Origin of the sequence: Haloarcula sp. CBA1129 (assembly GCF_008729015.1) — an archaeon.
GTDB lineage: Archaea > Halobacteriota > Halobacteria > Halobacteriales > Haloarculaceae > Haloarcula.
In genome coordinates this window covers 1613015-1631749 of record NZ_RKSM01000001.1, presented here as the reverse complement: position 1 = coordinate 1631749, position 18735 = coordinate 1613015, and the positions used below count along the sequence as shown (strand labels likewise).

General features: G+C 63.4%; 17 protein-coding genes. 2 read left to right on the top strand and 15 right to left on the bottom strand.

The window, feature by feature from the left end:
- Positions 1–4: 4 nt before the first annotated feature.
- The 14 genes from Har1129_RS08100 to Har1129_RS08035 form a co-directional block, all read right to left on the bottom strand.
- Positions 5–1555, bottom strand: a complete 1551-nt coding sequence (locus tag Har1129_RS08100; protein ID WP_151100197.1) for an NADH-quinone oxidoreductase subunit N — start codon at positions 1553–1555, stop codon at positions 5–7.
- Positions 1556–3091: a NuoM family protein gene (locus Har1129_RS08095; RefSeq protein ID WP_146417130.1), complete on the bottom strand. Its 1536-nt coding sequence runs from the start codon at positions 3089–3091 to the stop codon at positions 1556–1558.
- Complete coding sequence (gene nuoL, locus Har1129_RS08090; protein ID WP_151100196.1) at positions 3092–5185, bottom strand: NADH-quinone oxidoreductase subunit L; 2094 nt, start codon at positions 5183–5185, stop codon at positions 3092–3094. It lies immediately after the preceding gene.
- Positions 5186–5188: 3 nt separating this feature from the next.
- Positions 5189–5491 carry an NADH-quinone oxidoreductase subunit NuoK gene (gene nuoK, locus Har1129_RS08085; RefSeq protein ID WP_151100195.1) on the bottom strand — a complete coding sequence of 101 codons (303 nt, stop codon included), beginning with the start codon at positions 5489–5491 and terminating at the stop codon, positions 5189–5191.
- Positions 5488–5886, bottom strand: coding sequence for a proton-conducting membrane transporter (locus Har1129_RS08080; RefSeq protein ID WP_151100194.1), 399 nt, complete (start codon positions 5884–5886; stop codon positions 5488–5490). The genes nuoK and Har1129_RS08080 overlap by 4 nt, the downstream gene beginning before the upstream one ends.
- Positions 5883–6152 (bottom strand): NADH-quinone oxidoreductase subunit J, encoded by a 270-nt coding sequence (locus Har1129_RS08075; protein WP_151100193.1) that lies wholly within the window; start codon positions 6150–6152, stop codon positions 5883–5885. Before Har1129_RS08075 ends, Har1129_RS08080 begins: the two co-directional genes overlap by 4 nt.
- Before the next feature lie 286 nt (positions 6153–6438).
- On the bottom strand, positions 6439–6900 hold the full coding sequence (locus tag Har1129_RS08070) for an NADH-quinone oxidoreductase subunit I (RefSeq protein ID WP_004518194.1): 462 nt from the start codon (positions 6898–6900) through the stop codon (positions 6439–6441).
- A gap of 46 nt (positions 6901–6946) precedes the next feature.
- Positions 6947–7987, bottom strand: a complete 1041-nt coding sequence (locus tag Har1129_RS08065; RefSeq protein WP_151100192.1) for a complex I subunit 1 family protein — start codon at positions 7985–7987, stop codon at positions 6947–6949.
- On the bottom strand, positions 7987–9669 hold the full coding sequence (locus Har1129_RS08060; protein WP_151100191.1) for an NADH-quinone oxidoreductase subunit D: 1683 nt from the start codon (positions 9667–9669) through the stop codon (positions 7987–7989). Before Har1129_RS08060 ends, Har1129_RS08065 begins: the two co-directional genes overlap by 1 nt.
- 6 nt (positions 9670–9675) lie before the next feature.
- Positions 9676–10368, bottom strand: a complete 693-nt coding sequence (locus Har1129_RS08055) for an NADH-quinone oxidoreductase subunit B (protein ID WP_004957101.1) — start codon at positions 10366–10368, stop codon at positions 9676–9678.
- Positions 10361–10774, bottom strand: a complete 414-nt coding sequence (locus tag Har1129_RS08050) for an NADH-quinone oxidoreductase subunit A (protein WP_151100190.1) — start codon at positions 10772–10774, stop codon at positions 10361–10363. The genes Har1129_RS08055 and Har1129_RS08050 overlap by 8 nt, the downstream gene beginning before the upstream one ends.
- A gap of 156 nt (positions 10775–10930) precedes the next feature.
- Entirely contained in the window at positions 10931–11581 is a 651-nt protein-coding gene (locus Har1129_RS08045) for an AIR carboxylase family protein (protein WP_151100189.1), read from the bottom strand.
- A 46-nt stretch (positions 11582–11627) separates the two neighbouring features.
- On the bottom strand, positions 11628–12050 hold the full coding sequence (locus tag Har1129_RS08040) for a hypothetical protein (RefSeq protein WP_151100188.1): 423 nt from the start codon (positions 12048–12050) through the stop codon (positions 11628–11630).
- A 2-nt stretch (positions 12051–12052) separates the two neighbouring features.
- A complete protein-coding gene (locus tag Har1129_RS08035) occupies positions 12053–13675 on the bottom strand; it encodes a uracil-xanthine permease family protein (RefSeq protein WP_151100187.1) in 1623 nt (540 codons plus the stop codon).
- A 134-nt stretch (positions 13676–13809) separates the two neighbouring features.
- Between Har1129_RS08035 and Har1129_RS08030 the strand changes: the two genes are divergently transcribed.
- Both Har1129_RS08030 and Har1129_RS08025 read left to right on the top strand, forming a co-directional pair.
- A complete protein-coding gene (locus Har1129_RS08030) occupies positions 13810–15084 on the top strand; it encodes a HEAT repeat domain-containing protein (RefSeq protein WP_151100186.1) in 1275 nt (424 codons plus the stop codon).
- Between the two features lie 42 nt (positions 15085–15126).
- Complete coding sequence (locus Har1129_RS08025; protein WP_151100185.1) at positions 15127–16752, top strand: phospholipase D-like domain-containing protein; 1626 nt, start codon at positions 15127–15129, stop codon at positions 16750–16752.
- Between the two features lie 18 nt (positions 16753–16770).
- On the opposite strand, the gene Har1129_RS08020 is transcribed toward Har1129_RS08025, so the two are convergent.
- A complete protein-coding gene (locus tag Har1129_RS08020; protein WP_151100184.1) occupies positions 16771–18684 on the bottom strand; it encodes a DHH family phosphoesterase in 1914 nt (637 codons plus the stop codon).
- Between the last annotated feature and the right edge of the window lie 51 nt (positions 18685–18735).

Genomic DNA, 18735 nt, shown 5'->3' with positions numbered 1-18735 from the left:
ACCGCTACAGCAACTGTGCGGCCTGGAATGCGATTTCGGAGACGCGGTTGAAGCCGGGAAGCAGTAGCACTGTCACGATAGCGGCACCGACAACGGCGGTGTACAGCCCCATCGGATAGGATTCGATGGTGCGGTTGCCGGTCGGTTCCTCGATCCACATCGCCTTGACGACACGAGTGTAGTAGAACAGGCTGAGCGCGCTGTTGATGATAAGCGCGGCGGCCAGCGACCAGGCGCTGACGTTGAGTGTCGCCTGGAACAGGTAGAACTTCGAGAAGAACCCGCCGCCGATCGGCAGGCCAGCGAGGCTGAACAGGAACACCGTCATCGCCGCGCAGGCGACCGGCGCTTCCTTGCCGAGGCCGTTGTAGTCCTCGAAGCGACGGCCGACGCCCCAGTACTCGGCGAGCGCGATGAACAGGAACGCGCCCGTGTTCATGAAGCCGTAGACGAGCAGGTGGGACATGCCGGCGCTCATACTGAGGCTCAGTCCCTCGCCGGAACTGGACACGGCGGCGAGCCCGATGAGGACATAGCCGGCGTGGCCGACACTGGAGTAGGCCAGCATCCGTTTGACCGTCTCTTGGGTCGCCGCGGCGAAGTTTCCGATAAACATCGTCGCGATGGCGAGGATCTGGAACGCCATCACCCAGTTGATCGCGCCGCCGGCGGCGAGCAGGTCACCGATTGGGAAGGCAACAGCGAAGGCGCGGAACGCCAGCACGAAGCCAGCGGCCTTCGATGCCGAGGAGAGGAACGCCGAGATCGGTGCCGGTGCGCCCTCGTACGCCTCGGGGGCCCAGAAGTGGAAGGGCACGGACGCGGTCTTGAACGCGACGCCGCCGATAATCATCAGGATCCCGACGCCGAGAATCGACATCGGCACCGCGGGCTCGCCGGACTGGGCTTGGACCGCCCCGTCGACGATGGTCTGGACCGTGCCACTGGAAATAGCCGTTGCGACACCGTCGAACCGGAGAACACCCGTTGCGGCGTACACCAGTGAGATGCCATAGGCCAGCACTGCCGAAGACACCGCACCGATGAGGAAGTACTTCAATCCTGCCTCGACGCTGCCTTTGTTCTCCTTGAGGAAGGCGACGAGTGCATAGGACGGCAGGGAAACCAGTTCGAGCGCGACGAAGGCCGTCGCCAGACTGTTGGCCGCGCTCAGGAGGCTCATCCCGGTCGCAGACAGCAGGACCAGTGAGAAGAACTCAGCTTGGTAGCTGTGTTCGGCGACGTAATCGTAGCTCGCAAGTACAACCAGCGTTGTGACGCTGCCGACGATGGCCATGAAGAACAGCGCCATCTGGTCGACGACGAGTTGACTGTTGAACAGCGCAACGCCGGTGTTGTTTGCCATTCCGGTGCCGGCGGTAATGAACCAACCAGCGAACCCGAAGGAAAACAGGGAGCCAAGCACAGAGATACCGGCTAGCAGTCCCGTGTTCGTCGTCTCCGGGTTAATTGAGTCCGCTACTAGCAACACTAGAGAGGCGATACCCAGCGAAAGTGCCGGGGCGAGCGCCATCCAGTTAGGGAGTGCGGCCATCTATGCACCACCTCCGATTTCGAGGACCGGTGAAATCGAGTCCTGTATCATGGCAAAGGAGAGATCCGGCGCGACACCGAGTGCGATGACCAGCAGGAGCAACACAGCCAGCGGCGCGACATCGTGGAACGCGGCTGGGCTGACCTCGTAGTCCGTCTCCAGACTGAAGGCTCCGAACAGCGTGCGCTGCATGGCCCACAGCAGGTAGCCGGCGACGATGACGATACCGAACATCGCCAGCGACGTGAGCACCGGCGCGGCCCCGCCCAGCGTCGGCGCGTTGAACGACCCTTGGAAGATGAAGTACTCTCCGGCGAAGCCAGCCATCAGCGGCAGGCCCATGTAGCCGAAGGCGGCGGCGACGAAGATGCCGACCGTCCATGGCATGCGGTCCGCGAGGCCGGACATGTCGCCGACCATGCGCGTGTGGGTCGTGTTGTAGATGACACCGACGCACATGAACATCAGCCCCGAGATGAGGCCGTGGGCGATCATCTGGAAGGTCGCCCCGCCCATGCCGTAGGGCGTGAACGCAACTAAGCCCAAGATGACATAGCCCATCGACGAGATCGAGGAGTAGGCGACGATGCGCTTGAGATCGCGCTGTGCCAGCGCGAGCATCGCGCCGTAGATGACGCTGACGACGCCGATGATGGCCAGCGGTACCGCGAGCTGGCGCGCCGTGTCAGCGAGCATTGTGAAGTTGAACCGCAGCAGTGCGTAGGTCCCCATCTTCAGGAGGACGCCGGCCAGCATGACCGACACCGGCGTCGGGGCCTCGACGTGTGCGTCTGGCAGCCACGTGTGCAGCGGGAAGACGGGCACCTTCACTGCGAACCCGAAGAACATCAGGATAAACGAAATCGTCATCAGGTTCACGCCGGCGATGGTCGGCAACCCGCTCGCGGTGCGGAACGCCTCGGCCATCGCGGGCAGGGACAGCGACGTGAGGTCAGTGCTGAACACGAGCGCGAACAGGCCCGCGAACATGACCAGCGACGCCACGTTCGTGTACACGAAGAACTTGATAGCGGCATACTTCCGGCGCGGGCCGCCCCACACGCCGATGAGCAGGTACATCGGGATGAGGACGCCCTCCCAGAAGACGAACCAGAGGAAGAAATCGAGCGCGGAGAACACGCCGATGAGGCTCACTTCCATGAACAGCATCAGCCCGTAGAACTGGGACTGGCGCTCGTCGATTGGCGTCCACGCCGAGACGATGGCCAGCGTCGTCAGCACCGTCGTCAGCGCGAGCAGTGGCATACTGATGCCATCGAGGCCGACGTAGTACGACACCTCAAGCTCACCCAGCGTGATCCAAGGGATCTGCTGGCCGAAGGCGATGTCGGCGGGTGACAGCAACGCGTTACCCGTGCCACCGTACTGCGTGAGGTACACCCAGTACATGTAGATGCTGCCAAGCGCCGGCACCGCACTGACGGCGGCGGCGAGCTTGCCGGCGTACCGGTCAGGCGAGAGGAACACGAGGCCGGTCCCGAGCAGGGTCACGAGCAAGAGTGCAGCGACCCACATCTAGAACCACCCTCCCATGACGCCGAAGGCGGCAAGCAAGAGCACGAGCCCCAACGTCAGCAGCGTCGCGTAGTTGCTGACGACGCCGGACTGGATGCGTCGGATGCGGCTGCCGCCGAACAGGCTCACGCTGGAGATGCCGTTGACGACACCGTCGACGACACCTTGGTCGAACTTGTTCATCACACGGGCGAGCGGGTAGGTGACACCCGTCGCGAGCCACACCTGATATTCGTCCTGATAGTAGTTGTGCATGAGTAGCGTCTTCAGACCGCCAAGCTTGTCCGTATGCTCGACCGGATCGGCACCGGCATAGAGGCTCCGAGCGACGAGCACACCGGCGAGGGCCAGCCCGAGCGAGACACCTGCGGAAGCGAGCAGCGTCGTCGTCTCACCGAGCGGGTGGCCTTTCGTGACGTGCGCAACATCGTGCAGGAGGCCTTCGTAGTGGTGCAGTCCAGTGTTGAGCGCCGCAGGCCAGCCACCCTCATCGGGGCCAGTCAGCCACTTATGCAGGAAGTCGATATGAGCGCCGGTGAGCTTCGCGACCGGGGCCATGTTGATGAACCCGATCGTTGTCGCGAGGATGCCAAGCACCGTCAGCGGGCCCTTAACGTTCCAGCGAACCGGTTCGGGATCACGAGCGGTGTCCGAGCGCGCGTCACCGTGGAAGGTCAGATACACCATCCGGAAGGTGTAGAAGCCGGTGAAGAACACGGCCAATAGCCCCATCGCGTACGCAATGAGGTAGGCTGTTCCGAGGCCGCCTTCAGTGCCGAAGCCGTGGATAAGCGCCTCGTACAGCACCTCGTCTTTCGACCAGAAGCCAGCGAACGGAACGATGCCGGCCAGCGCGAGCGAGCCGGCGAGGAACGTCCAGTACGTCACCGGCATCCGCTGTTTCAGACCGCCCATGTCCCACATGTTCTCGTTGTGGTGCATGGCGATGATGACCGACCCCGCGCCGAGGAACAGGAGCGCCTTGAACACGGCGTGGGTCGTCAGGTGGAAGACCGCGGCGATGTAGCCACCCGAGCCCAGCGCGAGCATCATATACCCGTACTGGGAGATAGTGGAGTACGCGAGCACCTGCTTGATTTCCTGTTTGACCAGCCCCATCGTTGCCGCAAACAGCGCGGTGAAGCCGCCGATGAGGGCGATAACGGCCAGCGCCGTCGGCGAGAGGGCGTAGAAACCGTACATACGCGCGACGAGGTACACACCGGCTGCGACCATCGTCGCCGCGTGAATCAGTGCCGAGACCGGCGTCGGACCTTCCATCGCGTCGGGCAGCCACGTATGCAGTGGGAACTGCGCGGACTTACCGACAACGCCGCCCAGCACGAGGAGACCCAGCACGGTAAACCATTGCTGTGGCCCCATGCCGACCGTTTCAAGCATTGCGATGCCCGCAACCTCACCGTCGACGATAGCGTGTTCGGCAAGCATCGGGAAGCTCTCGGCGACCACTTCGCCACCCTGTGTGATGGGGGCGAACAGGCCGGTCCCGAAGGTGGCGAAGATGCCGACGACGCCGATGAGGAAGAAGTAGTCACCGAAGCGGGTGACCAAGAATGCTTTCTTCGCGGCGCTCGGCGGCCCGTCGTCGCGGAACCAGAAGCCGATGAGCAGGTACGAACACAGGCCCACCAGCTCGAAGAACATGAACGCCATCAGGAGGTTGTTGGCGACGACGAACCCGAGCATACTCGCCGTGAACAGGCCGAGCCCGGCGTAATAGCGCGGGAGGCCAGTCTCGCCCTCGTCGTTCATATAACCCAGCGAGAAGATGTGAACGAGGAACGAGATGAGACAGACGATAAGCAGCATGAGCGCCGACAGCGGATCCAACAGGAGTCCGAAATTGAGCTGGAGTGACTCGACGCTCGTGGTCCACTGATACAGTATCTCGTTGTGGACCTCACCGCCGGCCACTGTCAGCGCGACCCAGATTGACAGCAGGAGCGATCCACCCGTCGCGGTGATGCCAGCGAGCGCGCCGCCTTTCGGCATGCGGTCGCCGGCAAACAGCGCGACGAGGAACGATACGAACGGCAGCAGGACAATCGCCGGAGCGTATGTGAATGCAGCCATCTGTTACCACCTCATCGTCGTCGCCTTCGTCACGTCCACGTCTGAGAAGTTGCGGTACAGGACTAGGATGATACCGATCCCGATGGCGACCTCCGCGGCGGCGAGTGCCATCGTGAACAGGCTGAACACCTGACCGGTGAGGTTCCCGTGTTGCAGCGAGAACGCGACGAGGTTGATGTTCGCAGCGTTCAGCATTAGCTCGACGGACATCAGGAATATAAGCGCATTCCGTCGCGTGAGGATGCCGAACAGGCCGATACAGAATATCGCCGCCGACAGGAGGAGATACGTCTCAGCCGGAATCACGAGTCGTCACCTCCCGGACCACCGTCAGCGGCAACGGCCATGTCGTCGTCTTCCGTGGTTTCGACACCGAGCGTTACTGACTCGCCAGCGACTTCCCGTCGGGCGAGCATGACGGCCCCGACGAGTGCGGCCACCAGCACGATGTCGATGACCTCGAAGGCGACGAGGAACCCTTCACCGGGAACAGCCGTCTCACCCTCGTCCATAATCGCGCTCGGGGCGATATCGAACATTGCCGCGCCGAGGCTCTTGGTTATCGCCGCTCCCTCACCGAAGCCTGCTGGCGTGGGAAACGAGACACCCATAAACACAGCCCCGAGGACGACAAACAGGGCAACAGCGGCTAGTCCCGCGACGAAACTCCCCTCGGTCTGTAGTTCGGGCTTTGTAGTCATGGTGTCACCTCGATCACCGACTCGTCCTCGCGGGTCAGCATCACCGCGAAGGTGATGAGGACAAGGACGCCGCCGACGTATACCAGGATCTGCATGGTTGCGACGAACGCCGCCTGGTTCATGACGTAGAACACTGCGACGCTGACGAGTGACACGCCCAGTAACAGCGCCGAGTGCCAGACGTCCCGGACTAACACGACGCCCGCAGCGCTGCTCACCGTTACCATAGCGAACAGCGCGAACGCAATTGACTCTGCCAGTGCCATCTTACTTGGAGAGTCTTTGCGGCGTCCCTTTGAAGATTCCTCTTTCGTCTCGCCACTAAGCCACTGTTTTCCGGTATGACCCCCATATTTCGGGCCACTCCCGCCTGTTGGCGAACACCTATCACTGGTTGGGGAGGTTCTCGTGGTGGAGACCGTTGCGCTACTTCGGGGGAGAGTGGAAGGTCTCACTGAGCGGGCGGCCATTTCGGCGAGTCACATCAACACGAACACAGGACAGTCGCGACGCTTGTCCCGGCAGAGAATCGTTGAAAGCCGTCCAGAAGAGTTACTGGTAATCCACTTCGCCGTCGCCCTCGCCGATCCACGCGCCCCGGTCGGGCTCGCGTGACTCAAGCGGGTCAATGTCCTTGTACCACGGCACGTTCTTGAGCTGTTCCTTGTCGTAGGCGAACTCGTCTTTCGTGTCCGCGGTGAACTCGAAGTTCTGGGTCAGCAGGATGGCGTCGGTCGGACAGACTTCCTCACACAGCCGGCAGTAGATACACTGGCCGATGTGGAGGTTGTACTGCTCGCCGTTGCGCTGCTCGTCCATCACGATCTGGATCGTGTTGTTCGGGCAGACGTTCTCACACTGCCGACACCAGATACACCGCTCTTGGCTCCACTTGTGGACGCCACGGAAGCGGGGGCTCACCTCGGGAGCGACGTCCGGGTACTCCACCGTGAACGTCTCCCCGTCGAGGGCGTGTTTCATCGTCGTCGCCATTGATTTCAGGATTCCGATCATGACAGGTCACCTCCGGTCGCTCGTGGGTCGGTTCGCGTGACCGTCATCAGACGGTCACCCCGACGATAACCGCGGTCAGCAGTAGGTTCGCCAGCGACAGCACCAGCATTCCCTTCCAGCCGATCTCGATAAGCTGGTCGATCCGGACGCGGGGCACCGCAGAACGGGCCCACTGCGTGAACAGGAAGACGCCCCAGATCTTGATGAGGAACCAGACGATGCCCGGGAGGACCGGACCGGCCGGCCCACCGAGGAAGATCGTGGCGATGATCGCCCCGCCGAGGAAGATGTGAATGAACTCCCCGAGATAGACGAGGACGAAGTACACCGAGGAGTACTCGGTCTGGTACCCAGCGACAATCTCAGTTGGCGCTTCCGGAATATCGAACGGGTTCCGGCCGACCTCCGCGAGATTCGCGATCATAAAGAGGACGAACGCGAACGGGTTCACGAAGGCATACCACGACGGCAGCGGGCCGATGAGGGACTGCTGCTGGGCCGCGACGATCTCGCTCATCTGGAGCGAGCCGGCGAAGATGACCACCGACGCGCCCGTCAGGATGAGCGGAATCTCGTAGGCGAGGTTCTGTGCGACCGCACGCAGGCCGCCGAGGAACGAGTACTTGTTGTTCGACGCGTACCCGGCCATCACGAGACCGACGGAAGCCATGGAGGCTGTCGCAAACACGTATGCCAGACCGACCTCGGGATCGGCGAGCTGGATGCCGTTCCCCATCGGGATCACGGCAAAGCCAAGCAGTGCGGTGCTCGCAATAATGAGCGGTGCGAGGTCCCATGCCGGTCGGTCGACGCCCTCGGGAACGATGAGTTCCTTCGACAGCAGGCGAACGGCGTCAGCCACGATAATGAACAGCCCGTACGGGCCGATCCGGTCGACGGCGATGCGGTCAGTGAACGCAGCGGTGATCTTCCGCTTTGCCCACGGGCCGGCAAGCGCCGTGTTCGTCATCATGAGCGTCCCGATGAGCCCCGCGCCGATGAGACTCATGACGATCATCACGGCCGTGCTGTTGGGGTCGAGTCCAAGCAGGTTCGCGAGTGTCTCGGGCAACGGCGCCGACTGCATTACCGGTCCACCTCCCCGAGGACGATGTCGAGGCTCCCGAGCGAAGCGATCATGTCAGGGATGTACTCGCCTTGAGACATCTCCGGCAGCGTCTGCAGGTTCGAGAAGCACGGGCTGCGGATCTTGAACCGTGCCGGCTTGTCCGTCCCATCCGAGCGGATGTAGATACCGAGTTCGCCCTTCGCGCCCTCGACGGAGCGGTAGATCTCCTTGTCGGGGTCCGGCCGAAGCGTCCGCGGGACGTTGGCCTGAATCTCGCGGTCGTCTTCCGGCCACTGCTCCAGCAGGTCGACACACTGTTCGATGATGCGGGCCGATTCCTCGACTTCGCGGAGGCGGACGAGGACGCGACTGAAGTTGTCGCCGCCCTGTTCGGTGACGACGTTCCAGTCGAGTTCGTCGTAGTAGCCGTACGGATCGTCGCGCCGGATATCGTAGTCGACGCCCGAACCGCGTGCCACGGGACCGGTTGCACCGTACTGCTTGACCTGTTCTTTCGAGAGGACACCGGTGTCGACACACCGCATCTGGAAGATCTCGTTGCCAGTAACGAGATCGTGGATCTCCTCGAGCTTGTGCGGGAGGTCGTCGAGGAAGTCGCGGATCTTCTCGAAGTACTCCTCGCGGGGTTCGGGCAGGTCCCAAGCAACGCCACCCAGTCGGAGGTAGTTGAACATCAGCCGCTGGCCGGTCAGGTCTTCAAGCAGGTTCTGAACGATCTCGCGGTCGCGGATGCCGTACTGGAAGACGGCGGTGAAGTCGCCGAACACGTCCAGCGCGAACGTCGCCAGCGCGAGCTCGTGTGAGGCGATCCGGCACATCTCCGCGGACATCGTCCGGATGACCTGTGCGTACTCTGGGACCTCGATATCCGCGAGGTCCTCGGCAGCGCGCGCGTACGCCCACTCGTTGAGGATACCAGCGGAAATGTAGTCCCACCGGTCGGGGTACGGCATGATCTGGTGGCGGTAGGTGCCCTGCTGGCACATCTGCTCCTCACAGCGGTGCAGGTACCCGATATCGGGCTCGAGGTCGGCGATCTGCTCGCCATCAAGCACCGTTTCGACGTGGAGCACGCCGTGGGTTGCCGGGTGGTGGGGACCGATGTTGACGAACATCGTGTCCGGGTCGTCCTCGCTTCGCTTGTCGTCCTCAAGCGGGTTCGCGTGCTCGCGCAGCGAGACGATCTGTGGCTGGTCTTGGTTGTAGTCCTTGCTCAGCGGATGGCCCTGCCACGTCTCGGGCAAGAGGATGCGACGCAGGTCCGGGTGGTCGTCGTAGTCGATGCCGACCAAGTCGTAGGCTTCCCGCTCGTGCCAGTCAGCGGTATCGTAAACGCGAGCGGCCGACTCGTTGTGCGGGTCGTCTTTCGGCGACGGGACGACAATCGACAGCTCCTGTGTCGGGTCGTTGTACTTCCGTAGATGGTAGATTGATTCGTACCGGTCGTCGTACTCCTGTGCCGTGACACAGGCGCAGTGGTCGAACCCAGCCTCCTCTTTCAGCGTCGAGAGGACTTCCTGAACCTCGTCGGGACGGATGACGAACCCCTCGGCGTTGAGGTGCTGTTCGCGGTCGAGGACATGGCCTCCGAGAAGGTCCGCGAGCGCGTCGTAATCGAGGCCATCCTCCGTAACGCCGACGTCGAGAGCCGTATCGCGTGATGGTTTTTCTAAACTCATGGCAGGTTATGGGGAGTCGTTCCAGTTGTACCGCATGACGAGATCCTCCTCGTCGATTTCGCTGGCGAGTTTGTCCACGAGCTCGTCCTGTTCGAGGTCGCCGAACTGCTCCAGTTCGTAGGGTTTGACTGTCACCGGCGAGGACTCGCCCTCGGCGATGCGCTCTTGGAGCTTGGCGACGCCGTAGATGAGTGCCTCGGGGCGTGGCGGACAGCCCGGGACGTGGATGTCGACCGGGATGACCTCCTCCGCGCCCTTGATGACGTTGTACCCTTCTTGGAACGGGCCGCCGGAGATGGTACAGGATCCCATCGAGACGACGAACTTCGGCTCGGGCATCTGGTCGTAGACGCGTTTCATCCGCGGCGCGAACTTCGAGACGATGGTGCCCGGAACGATGATGACGTCCGCCTGCCGTGGAGACGCGCGTGGCACCCCTGACCCGAAGCGGTCGAGGTCGTGCTTGATCGCGTAGGTGTGGATCATCTCGATGCTGCAGCAGGCGATTCCGAACTGCAGCATGAACATCGAGGAGCCCCGGACCCAGTTCATGAACTTGTCGAACTTGGTCAGGATGAACGGCGTCGACCCGAACGCCTCGCGTAGCGTCGAGTTGAAGCGGTCGTCGGCCCCGTCACCCATGCGGGCCTCCTGTGTCGATACGTCTTCGACGGCCGGTGGTGTCTGGTCACTACTCATATGTGTCTGCCCCCTTCGTGGCGCGCGGACTGCGCACCCACTGAACTGCGCCGTTACGCCAGGCCCAACCGAGTCCGATGGCGAGAATCCCGATGAATACGACCATCGGTAGCAGTGCCGTTGGCATCCCGACTTCAGCGACGGCATCGCTGTAGATGACCGTCCACGGGAAGATGAAGACGGTCTCGATGTCGAAGACGACGAACAGCAGCGCGACCATGTAGTACTGGATATTAAACTTGATCTGTCGACTGCTGCCAGTCGGCACTTCACCGGACTCGTAGGTGGTGCGTTTGCCTTGTTCCGGCACGCTAGGCCGCAAGAGGCTCGAAACTGCCATCATCGTCAGTGGGATGGCTAGTGCCACGACCGCGAGCGCGCCGATGGCGATCCATGGATTACTCATTCCGGTATCTCCTATCGTCTGCCGGTTAGAAGTACTCGCATATAAGGGTTCATTGTTCGGTTTTTCGGCCCTGTGGGTCTTTAAGAGCCGACGCGGTCTCAGAGGAAAAGTGACCTGTATCCGCCGCGCCTTCTAGAGTGTGACGCGCCTCGCTGCTCACTCGTCCCAGTACTCGCGTTTGAATCCGGGTGTCCCGAGCTCGTGAAGGTCGCGCGACACCTCGCCGACGTCGGTCTGGAGGCCCTCGTGATACGAGACAAGGCGGCCATGGAGTTCGTCGTACTGCCGTGCGAGAATCTGTGCTGCTGAGAGAGCGGCGTTGAAAGACTTCCCTGCATCGACTGCGGTGAGCGGCGCGCCCTGTGGCATCCCGATGACCGAGTCGACGGACTTCTCCTGAACAGGAACGCCGATGACCGGCAGCGGATAGGCGATGCTGGCTGTCATGTTGGGCAGGTCCGCAGATTTCCCGCCAGCGCCGGCAATAATCACGTCGATGCCGCGGTCTTCGGCCGTCTCAGCGTACGCGTACATCAGGTCGGGGGTCCGATGGGCCGAGCAGACAAACGTCTCGAACGTGAAGCGGCTCTCGGGCGCGTCCGTGTAGTCGGTCTGTTCCTCGAAGCCGAGTTCATCGGCGAGCGCCGCGTACGCCCCGGGCCGCTTGCCCTGTCCACCGGCCATCGTCGGCAGGTCCGAATCCGACCCCATGATGATACCGACATCGGGCGTCAGGTCGTTCGGTCGGTCCATCTCGGCCTCTTCGTGCAACTGATCGATGAGCGACTGGACGCTGTCTGCGGGCATACGACCGACTGCGACCGGGACCGGCGTAAGTGTAGGCGGTTTCCGGTCAGTCGGCCAGCGCTGCTTCCAGTTCGGCAAGGAGCGACTGTGGGTCCGCGGGGAAACACTTGAGCGGGTCAGTCCGGCCAGCGACCTGTATCCTGAGTGCGTTCCGCTTGCGGTACGTGAGCGCGAGGCTGACGGCACCGGCGACAACGAAGGCTCCGCCGAGGGGGATAGACTGATCGAGTGATAGCAGACCGAACCCGACCAGTGCAGCGCTCATCACTGCAAGAAACCAGTCGATGTCCTGCAGACTGACCTCGACTACGTCGTCGAGGTCGATTACCACCGGACTGTCGCCGCGGTCGACTACAAGCCGGTCGGCACCGAGGACGACAGTGCCGCCAGTTCGGAGGCTGCCGGCGTACCGCTCGGTACTGACAGGCGACCCGTGGTCTGCAACCGTGCCACTGTTGTCGTCGTCCACGGTCAGTCGTCACTCGGTGCAGGCGGCCGGTCACCGCCGCGTCCGCGGATGCGGTCCAGCGACGAGACGTACTCGCTGTCGTCCTCCGTGAGCGCGGCCCAAGCCGCGAGACCGCGCTCTTCGCGGGTCCCCGGCACAGTGTTGTCGAGGACGAAGGCGACGATGCCGCCGACGACCATTCCGGTACCGCCCATGACGAACAGCGTGGTGGCGACGACGTCGGTCCCGAGGACGCCCCCGAGGACCGGGACGGCTCCGAGGCCCTGCTGGAGGGCTGTCGAACCGCCGACTTCCATTCCCTGCCCAAGCTGGCTCATGTACTCCGGCACTGCGAGGCCGGCAAAGAGCGCGAAGCCGACGATGAAGACGTTTCGGTTGGCGTCGAGGTCGACGTATTTGAGCTGTGAGAGACCGACGGCGGCGATCTGTCCGAACATGACCATGTAGAGGCCACCGATGATGGGCGAGGGGATAGTCGCGAACAACTGACCCGCCGGGCCGAAGTAGCCGACCAGAATCATCACGGCGGCACCGATCTGGACGACGTAGCGGGAGGCGACGCCGGTGATAGCGATTGCACCGACGTTCTCAGTGTAGGAGGTACAGCCGTTGCCGGTTCCCATGATGCCGGCGAACACGTTGCCAACCCCTTCCATCCCGATGCCGTCGTTGATTCGATGACTGTTCGGTGCGCCGCGACCGGCGATGCGAGCCACGGAGTGGTAGTCGCCGAAGCTCTCGACGACGGAGGCGAGCATCCCGGCGAACATCCCGACGATGAACCCCGGCGTGAACTGCGGAAGCCCCCACTGGAACGGGTAGACGGGCTGGACCAGCGGTGCGCTCGCGACCGACCCGAGCGAAACGTAGCTGACCGAGCCCGCGGCGAAGACGCCTGTCACTGAGAGGATGGCCGCGACGGTCCACGCGAACAGGATTCCGAGGAGCACGGGGAACAGCTTGAACGCGCGGTGGCGTCGGTCGAGGTACTGCGAACACGCGACAATCGAGAGCATTGTCAGCCCGAGCAGCCACCAGTTCTGGCCGGTCCCGGGGCTGCCGAAGTTCGGGTTCGATATCTGTGGGACGTTGAAAAGCGCCAGTCCGATGAGCGCGATGACCGGCGCGATGACGACCGGGCCGACGTACCGCTTCAGCTTCCCCATGAGACCGCTATAGCCGATCACAATCTCGACGAGCCCGGCGACGATGACGGCCCCCTGTAGTTCGACGAGCATGGTCTGCCAGTTCGCGCCCTGCTGGGCCAGCACGCCGATGATGGCTAGCCCGGGTGCGAGCATCGAGAACGTCCCGCCCTGAACGATCGGGTATCTGTTGCCGAGCGTCGTCTGGGCGAGCGTCGCGATACCGGAGACGACGAAAAACGTCCCGATGAGACGACCGACCTGATTGGGCGCGGCCTCGAACATCCCCATCGCGCCTGCGAGCCCGAGCGGGATCGCCACGGACGCGCCAATCATCGTCAGGTAGTGCTGGACGCCGAGCAGTATCGCTTGCTTTCGTGGCGGCTTGTCGTCGATGCCGTACTCGACGAAGCCAGCGGTTTCCGGTTCCTCCGGTGTAGTCGGGTTTTGTCCGTCATCCGGTGGTGTCGCGTCAGTCATGCTCGCTACCCATGGCACTGCAACTCCCGACACATATTCTTTGCTCGTTGGCCCAGCGGACGACAGCACTACGACAGTTCGGGGCCCGCCTCGAAAGGAAAACGCTCTTGGCCCGCTCCGACACAGTCTTGGACATGAGCAACGGGGACGACGATGCCGACGCGTCGGACGACGCCGAGGCAGCAGACGAGATCGACGTGACCGCCGAAGAACTGGAATCGCGTCTCACAGAGGCCAGCGAGAGCCTTGAGGCCGCAGCGACAGAGGCCGACCTCGACGACGTTGAGTCGTCCCTCGATGACATCGAGAGCGACCTCGAAGCTGCCGACCTGCCAGAACCCGACGAGGACGATGACGAAGCCGAGGACCCTCGCGAGGAACTGGAATCCCAGCTCTCGGACCTGCGCGAGGACCTCGACGCACAGCGTGGCCCTTACGCCGAGGACGTGGTCGCCACCGTCTCCGATGCGGAAGACACCGTCACCGACAGCGAGTGGACCGACGACGGCGAGGGAGAGGCACAAGAGGCCGTCGAGACGTTCCTCGACGAGAGCGCCGAGTTCGTCAGCCACGACGCCGACACGGGCGGGGATTTCGTCGCCGCCGGGGACGCGCTGGGAACAGTCGCTGATGCAATCGAGTCCGAAAACCTCGACCCCGACGAGGATACGGAGACTATCCAAGGACTCCTCGAAGCAGCGGAGGCGCTGGAAACAGGGCTCGACGAGGCCGAGGTCTGGGACGACCTGACGGTACAGGAGCAACTCGATGCCCGCGACTTCTACGATGTGCTGACCAACGAGAACCGGAAGGACTTCCCGCCGGAGTGGAACGCCGCGAAGCTCCACGCCGAGGCAGGAAACTTCGAGCAGGTCCTGTTCGCCTACGACAAGCTCGGGTCGGAGTTCTTCGACGGCTACATCGTCGACCTCCTGTACAACCTCGGGAGCGACGCCGAACCGGCCTTCGATGCGATGCACCAGAAGGCCCAGAAACGCGAGAAAGGGCCAATCGAGGTACTGGGGAAAATCGGCGACGAGCGTGCGACCGAGACGCTACACGACTACATCGATGGCGATGGCGACCCCGCGCTCCAGAAGGTCACGCTGCGCGCGCTGGGCGCTATCGGCAGCTCGGAGTCGGTCCAGCCGGTCGCCAACCGGCTCGACGCTGACAGCGAGGAAGTCCGCTCAGTCGCGGCCCGAACGCTGGGCCTGCTCGGTGACACCCGCGCTATCGAGCCGCTTGGCGGCATCCTCAAATCCGACGACAGCGATTCCGTGCGTGCCTCAGCCGCGTGGGCGCTTCGGCAGATCGGGACCGAGGCGGCACTCGATGAAGCCGCCCGCTACACCGACGACCGCGCGTATCTCGTTCAGGCCGAAGCTGAGAAAGCGGCAAGCGCCTGAGTCGGAGAACCTTTTTATACGAACGGGCGGCCAGACGCCCCGATGCGGTCGCTCGCTCCATTTGTCTGTTGCTTGCTCGTCCTTGTCGCGATAGGGCCGTATATCGCCACCGGACAGGCGACTTCAGCCCCAACAACAGCCAGCACTCCCGCAGAACCGTCAATTCACGCGGTATACCCTGACCCCATCGCCGGCGGCGACGAGGGGGAGTTTGTCGTACTGGACGTGCCTGCCGGAGCCGAGCCCGGGAACTACGCCATCACCGACGGCGATGGCACCGCCGCCGTTCCGAACACCACCGCCCGCGGGCGCGTCGTCCTCTCGACAGCACCGAACCGGACACGGAAGCTCACCGACTGGCCAGTCGTCAGTCTCGACGGACATCTCGCGCTGGCAAACAGCGGTGAGCGAATCCGGCTTCAGCGTGCCAATCAGACTGTCGACGCCGTCCGATACAGAGACGCCGTAGAGGGGGAACTCGGCGTTGTGAACGGCTCGGTCATTCGCTGGCGGCCGCTGGGTGTGACGGATCGTCCAGTTGTCAGGGCCGCCGGTGGCGAGGTGCGGGCGTTCGCACTCCCGGACTCGCCCGCTGCTCCGATTCGACCGATACAGAACGCCACTGAGCGGGTGTATCTGGCTGGCTACACGCTCTCCTCTGCCAGAGTCGCCGACGCCCTCATTGCCGCACAGCGCCGCGGCGCGACGGTCCGCGTCCTGCTTGAGGGAGAACCGGTCGGCAGCCGCACCGCCGCAGAAGCCAGCACGCTCGACCGGCTAGCCGAGGCCGGCGTGTCCGTGCAGGTACTGACGGGACCACGTGCCAGATACCGCTACCACCACGCGAAGTACGCCGTCGCCGACCAACAGGCCGTCGTGCTGACGGAGAACTGGAAGCCCGCCGGCACCGGCGGCAACAGCAGCCGGGGCTGGGGGGTGGTCACGGCACAGCCGCGGGTCGTCAACGGACTGAATCAGACGTTCCAGTCCGATACCGGCTGGCAGGACAGCGAGCGGTGGAGAGAGTACCGTGAGGGCCGACGGTTCGAGCGGGCCGAGCCAGCGACCGGAACGTATCCGACCGAGTTCCGGGCAGAATCGGTGTCTGTCCAGCGGACGGATCTCTTGATAACACCAGACAACGCTCAGGGTAACCTCGTTGCGACGATAGACGGCGCGGACGACTCCATCGACGTCATCCAGCCGACAGTCGGAGACTGGGAGAGCCCACTTCTGCGGGCGCTCCGCCGGGCCGCGTCGCGCGGCGTCGAGGTCCGCCTACTGCTGAGTGACGCGTGGTACGTCCGCGAGGAGAACACGCAGACAGCACAGCGGTTTCAGGAGTGGGCCGACCGCAACGACGCGCCGCTGACAGCCAAGGTATCTACCCCCGATGGTCGCTACGAGAAAATCCATGCAAAGGGCGCGGTCATCGACGACGAGCGCGTCGTCGTCGGCAGTCTCAACTGGAACGAACAAGCGGCGACCTCGAATCGGGAAGTCCTGTTGGTGCTGCACGGCAGCGACGCAGCCGACTATTTCGGCGCTGTCTTTGACGCCGACTGGGCAGCCGGGGGGTTCGACACGCCGGTCGGAGTCGTTGTCGCCCTGTTCGGACTTCTCGTGGTCGCTGGACTCGCCGCTCGTCGAGTTTCGTTCGGGGGTTAAAAAGGACGTCTGGAGCCGTTACACTTCTTCCGGCAGTGCTGTCGAGCTGCCGAGTTCCTCGTCGATTTCGGCCTCGGCCATTTTCTCGACGAGCGCGTCGATGACCGTCTCGCGCATGCCTTTCACGAACTTGATGGAGCCGACGACGAGGTGGCCGCCGCCGGAGACGCCGCCGCCGTCGACCTCCTCGGTGAGTTCGGTGACCATCCGCGGGATGTCCAGTCGAACGCCGTCCGAGCGCAGGACGGCGAAGTCCGGACCGTAGCCGATGGTGATGACGGGGTCGCCGGTCTCCGCGACCTTCCGGTCGTGGATTTCGCCGGTCGTCTTTCCGGGCGCAGGGTAGGTGAAGCGATGGGCGTGGTTCTCCACGTCGATGGTGTAGAGGTGTGCACCGTTGTCGAGTCGCTCGTGGTCGACGTGGCTCATCGCGGCGTCAAGCTGGTCGGCCACGTCGCGCTCGGCGCGCTCAGCGAGGAACTCGACGACTTCCTCGTGCCGCTCGCGGTCGTCACAGTCGACGTTCAGCACGTCGGTAATGAGCTGTTCACCGGAGTTGTAGCGAAGCCAGTGGGTCGCGTAGTCCAGCGCTTCGCCGATGTCGCGCAGGTCACTCTCGTCGTAGCCCTGCTCGCTCGCCAAGGCGACGTAGTCCCGCATCGCCTCGGCCTCGGATCGGTCCGAAAGCCCGGCGACAGCGGGGACGTGTGTGAGATCATCGGTGAGGTCGGGGTCGATCATCCGGGCGAGTTCGACACAGAGCATGCCCGTGGTGATGCGATAGTCCTCGTCGTGGAGGTAGGGGTTGACGTGCTGCTCGATGAGCGGCTCGACGGCTTCCGGGTCCGGATGATGGTGGTCGACGACGACCACCGGGATGTCGTAGTGCCGGAGGTTGCGGTAGGCCGGCGTGTCTTCCTCGGTGGAGCCGTTGTCGAGCATCAGCAACATCGGGAGCTTCTGGCCGTGGCGGGTGCGGTCCTCCAGCGCGAAGTTGAGGTCCCGCGTCACGTCCTCCATCTCGTAGTAGGGGGCCTTGCTCGGCAGGCGCTTGAGGAGGTGCTGGGGCGCGCTGGCGTCCTCGTACTGGGAGGCGATGAACGATTCCAGCGCGACCTGCAGCGGGACGCTCGCACAGAGCCCGTCACCGTCGGCGTGATGACGCATCCGAATCGGGCGGCCCGAAAGCACCGTTTTGCGGAGTTCCGTCGCCACTTCACGGAGGTCGTCCCACAGTTTCTCGAAGGCAGGCCACTCGACAAGCGGTTCTACGTCGGCCGGTTCGGCGGCCTCGGCCAGCGCGGCGTCGAGTTCGTCCTCGATGTCGGCGGCCGCCTCACCGTCGAGTACCGTCAGCGATTCGGCCTCGACCTGCAGACCGTCGTCGCGCTCCTCGGCGCGCCCGGAGACGCGGACGATGTCGTCGATTTCGACGTCAGGGTGCGCCCGGACACCGGCCTCTTCGAAGGCGGCACAGGGGACGATGCCGGCCTCATCGCGGACCTGAAACACCGTCGGGCCGCCAGTCTGTTTTATCTGAACGACCTGCCCCTCGATGATGACCGTCTCACCGGTCGCGTCGTAGAGGTCGGCGACGGTGGTCGCCTTGCCGTGGGCAACGTGCTGTTCCTCGTAGTCAGCGACCCGTACTTCCTCGAAGCTCAGGTCGCCGTCGGGGCGGATCTCACCGAGTTCAACGATAAGCTCGTCGCCCACATCGTACTGGCCCAAGAGATTAGAGTCGTGGACGAGGCCGGAGACAGCGTCGGAGAGGTCGACGAACACACCGTATTCGACGGTGCCGTTGACAGTTGCGTGGTACAGTGCGCCTTCTTCGAGATCATCGGACGTACATTGGTCCGCGAGATCGTAGACAATGGTCCCGCCGTCGGGGACCGTCGCACCGTCACCGGTGCCAGTTGGCGAAGACATTTGTCAATCCTTCGGTGCTCCCCCGTTTGTACTCTTCGGAATCCACGGAGG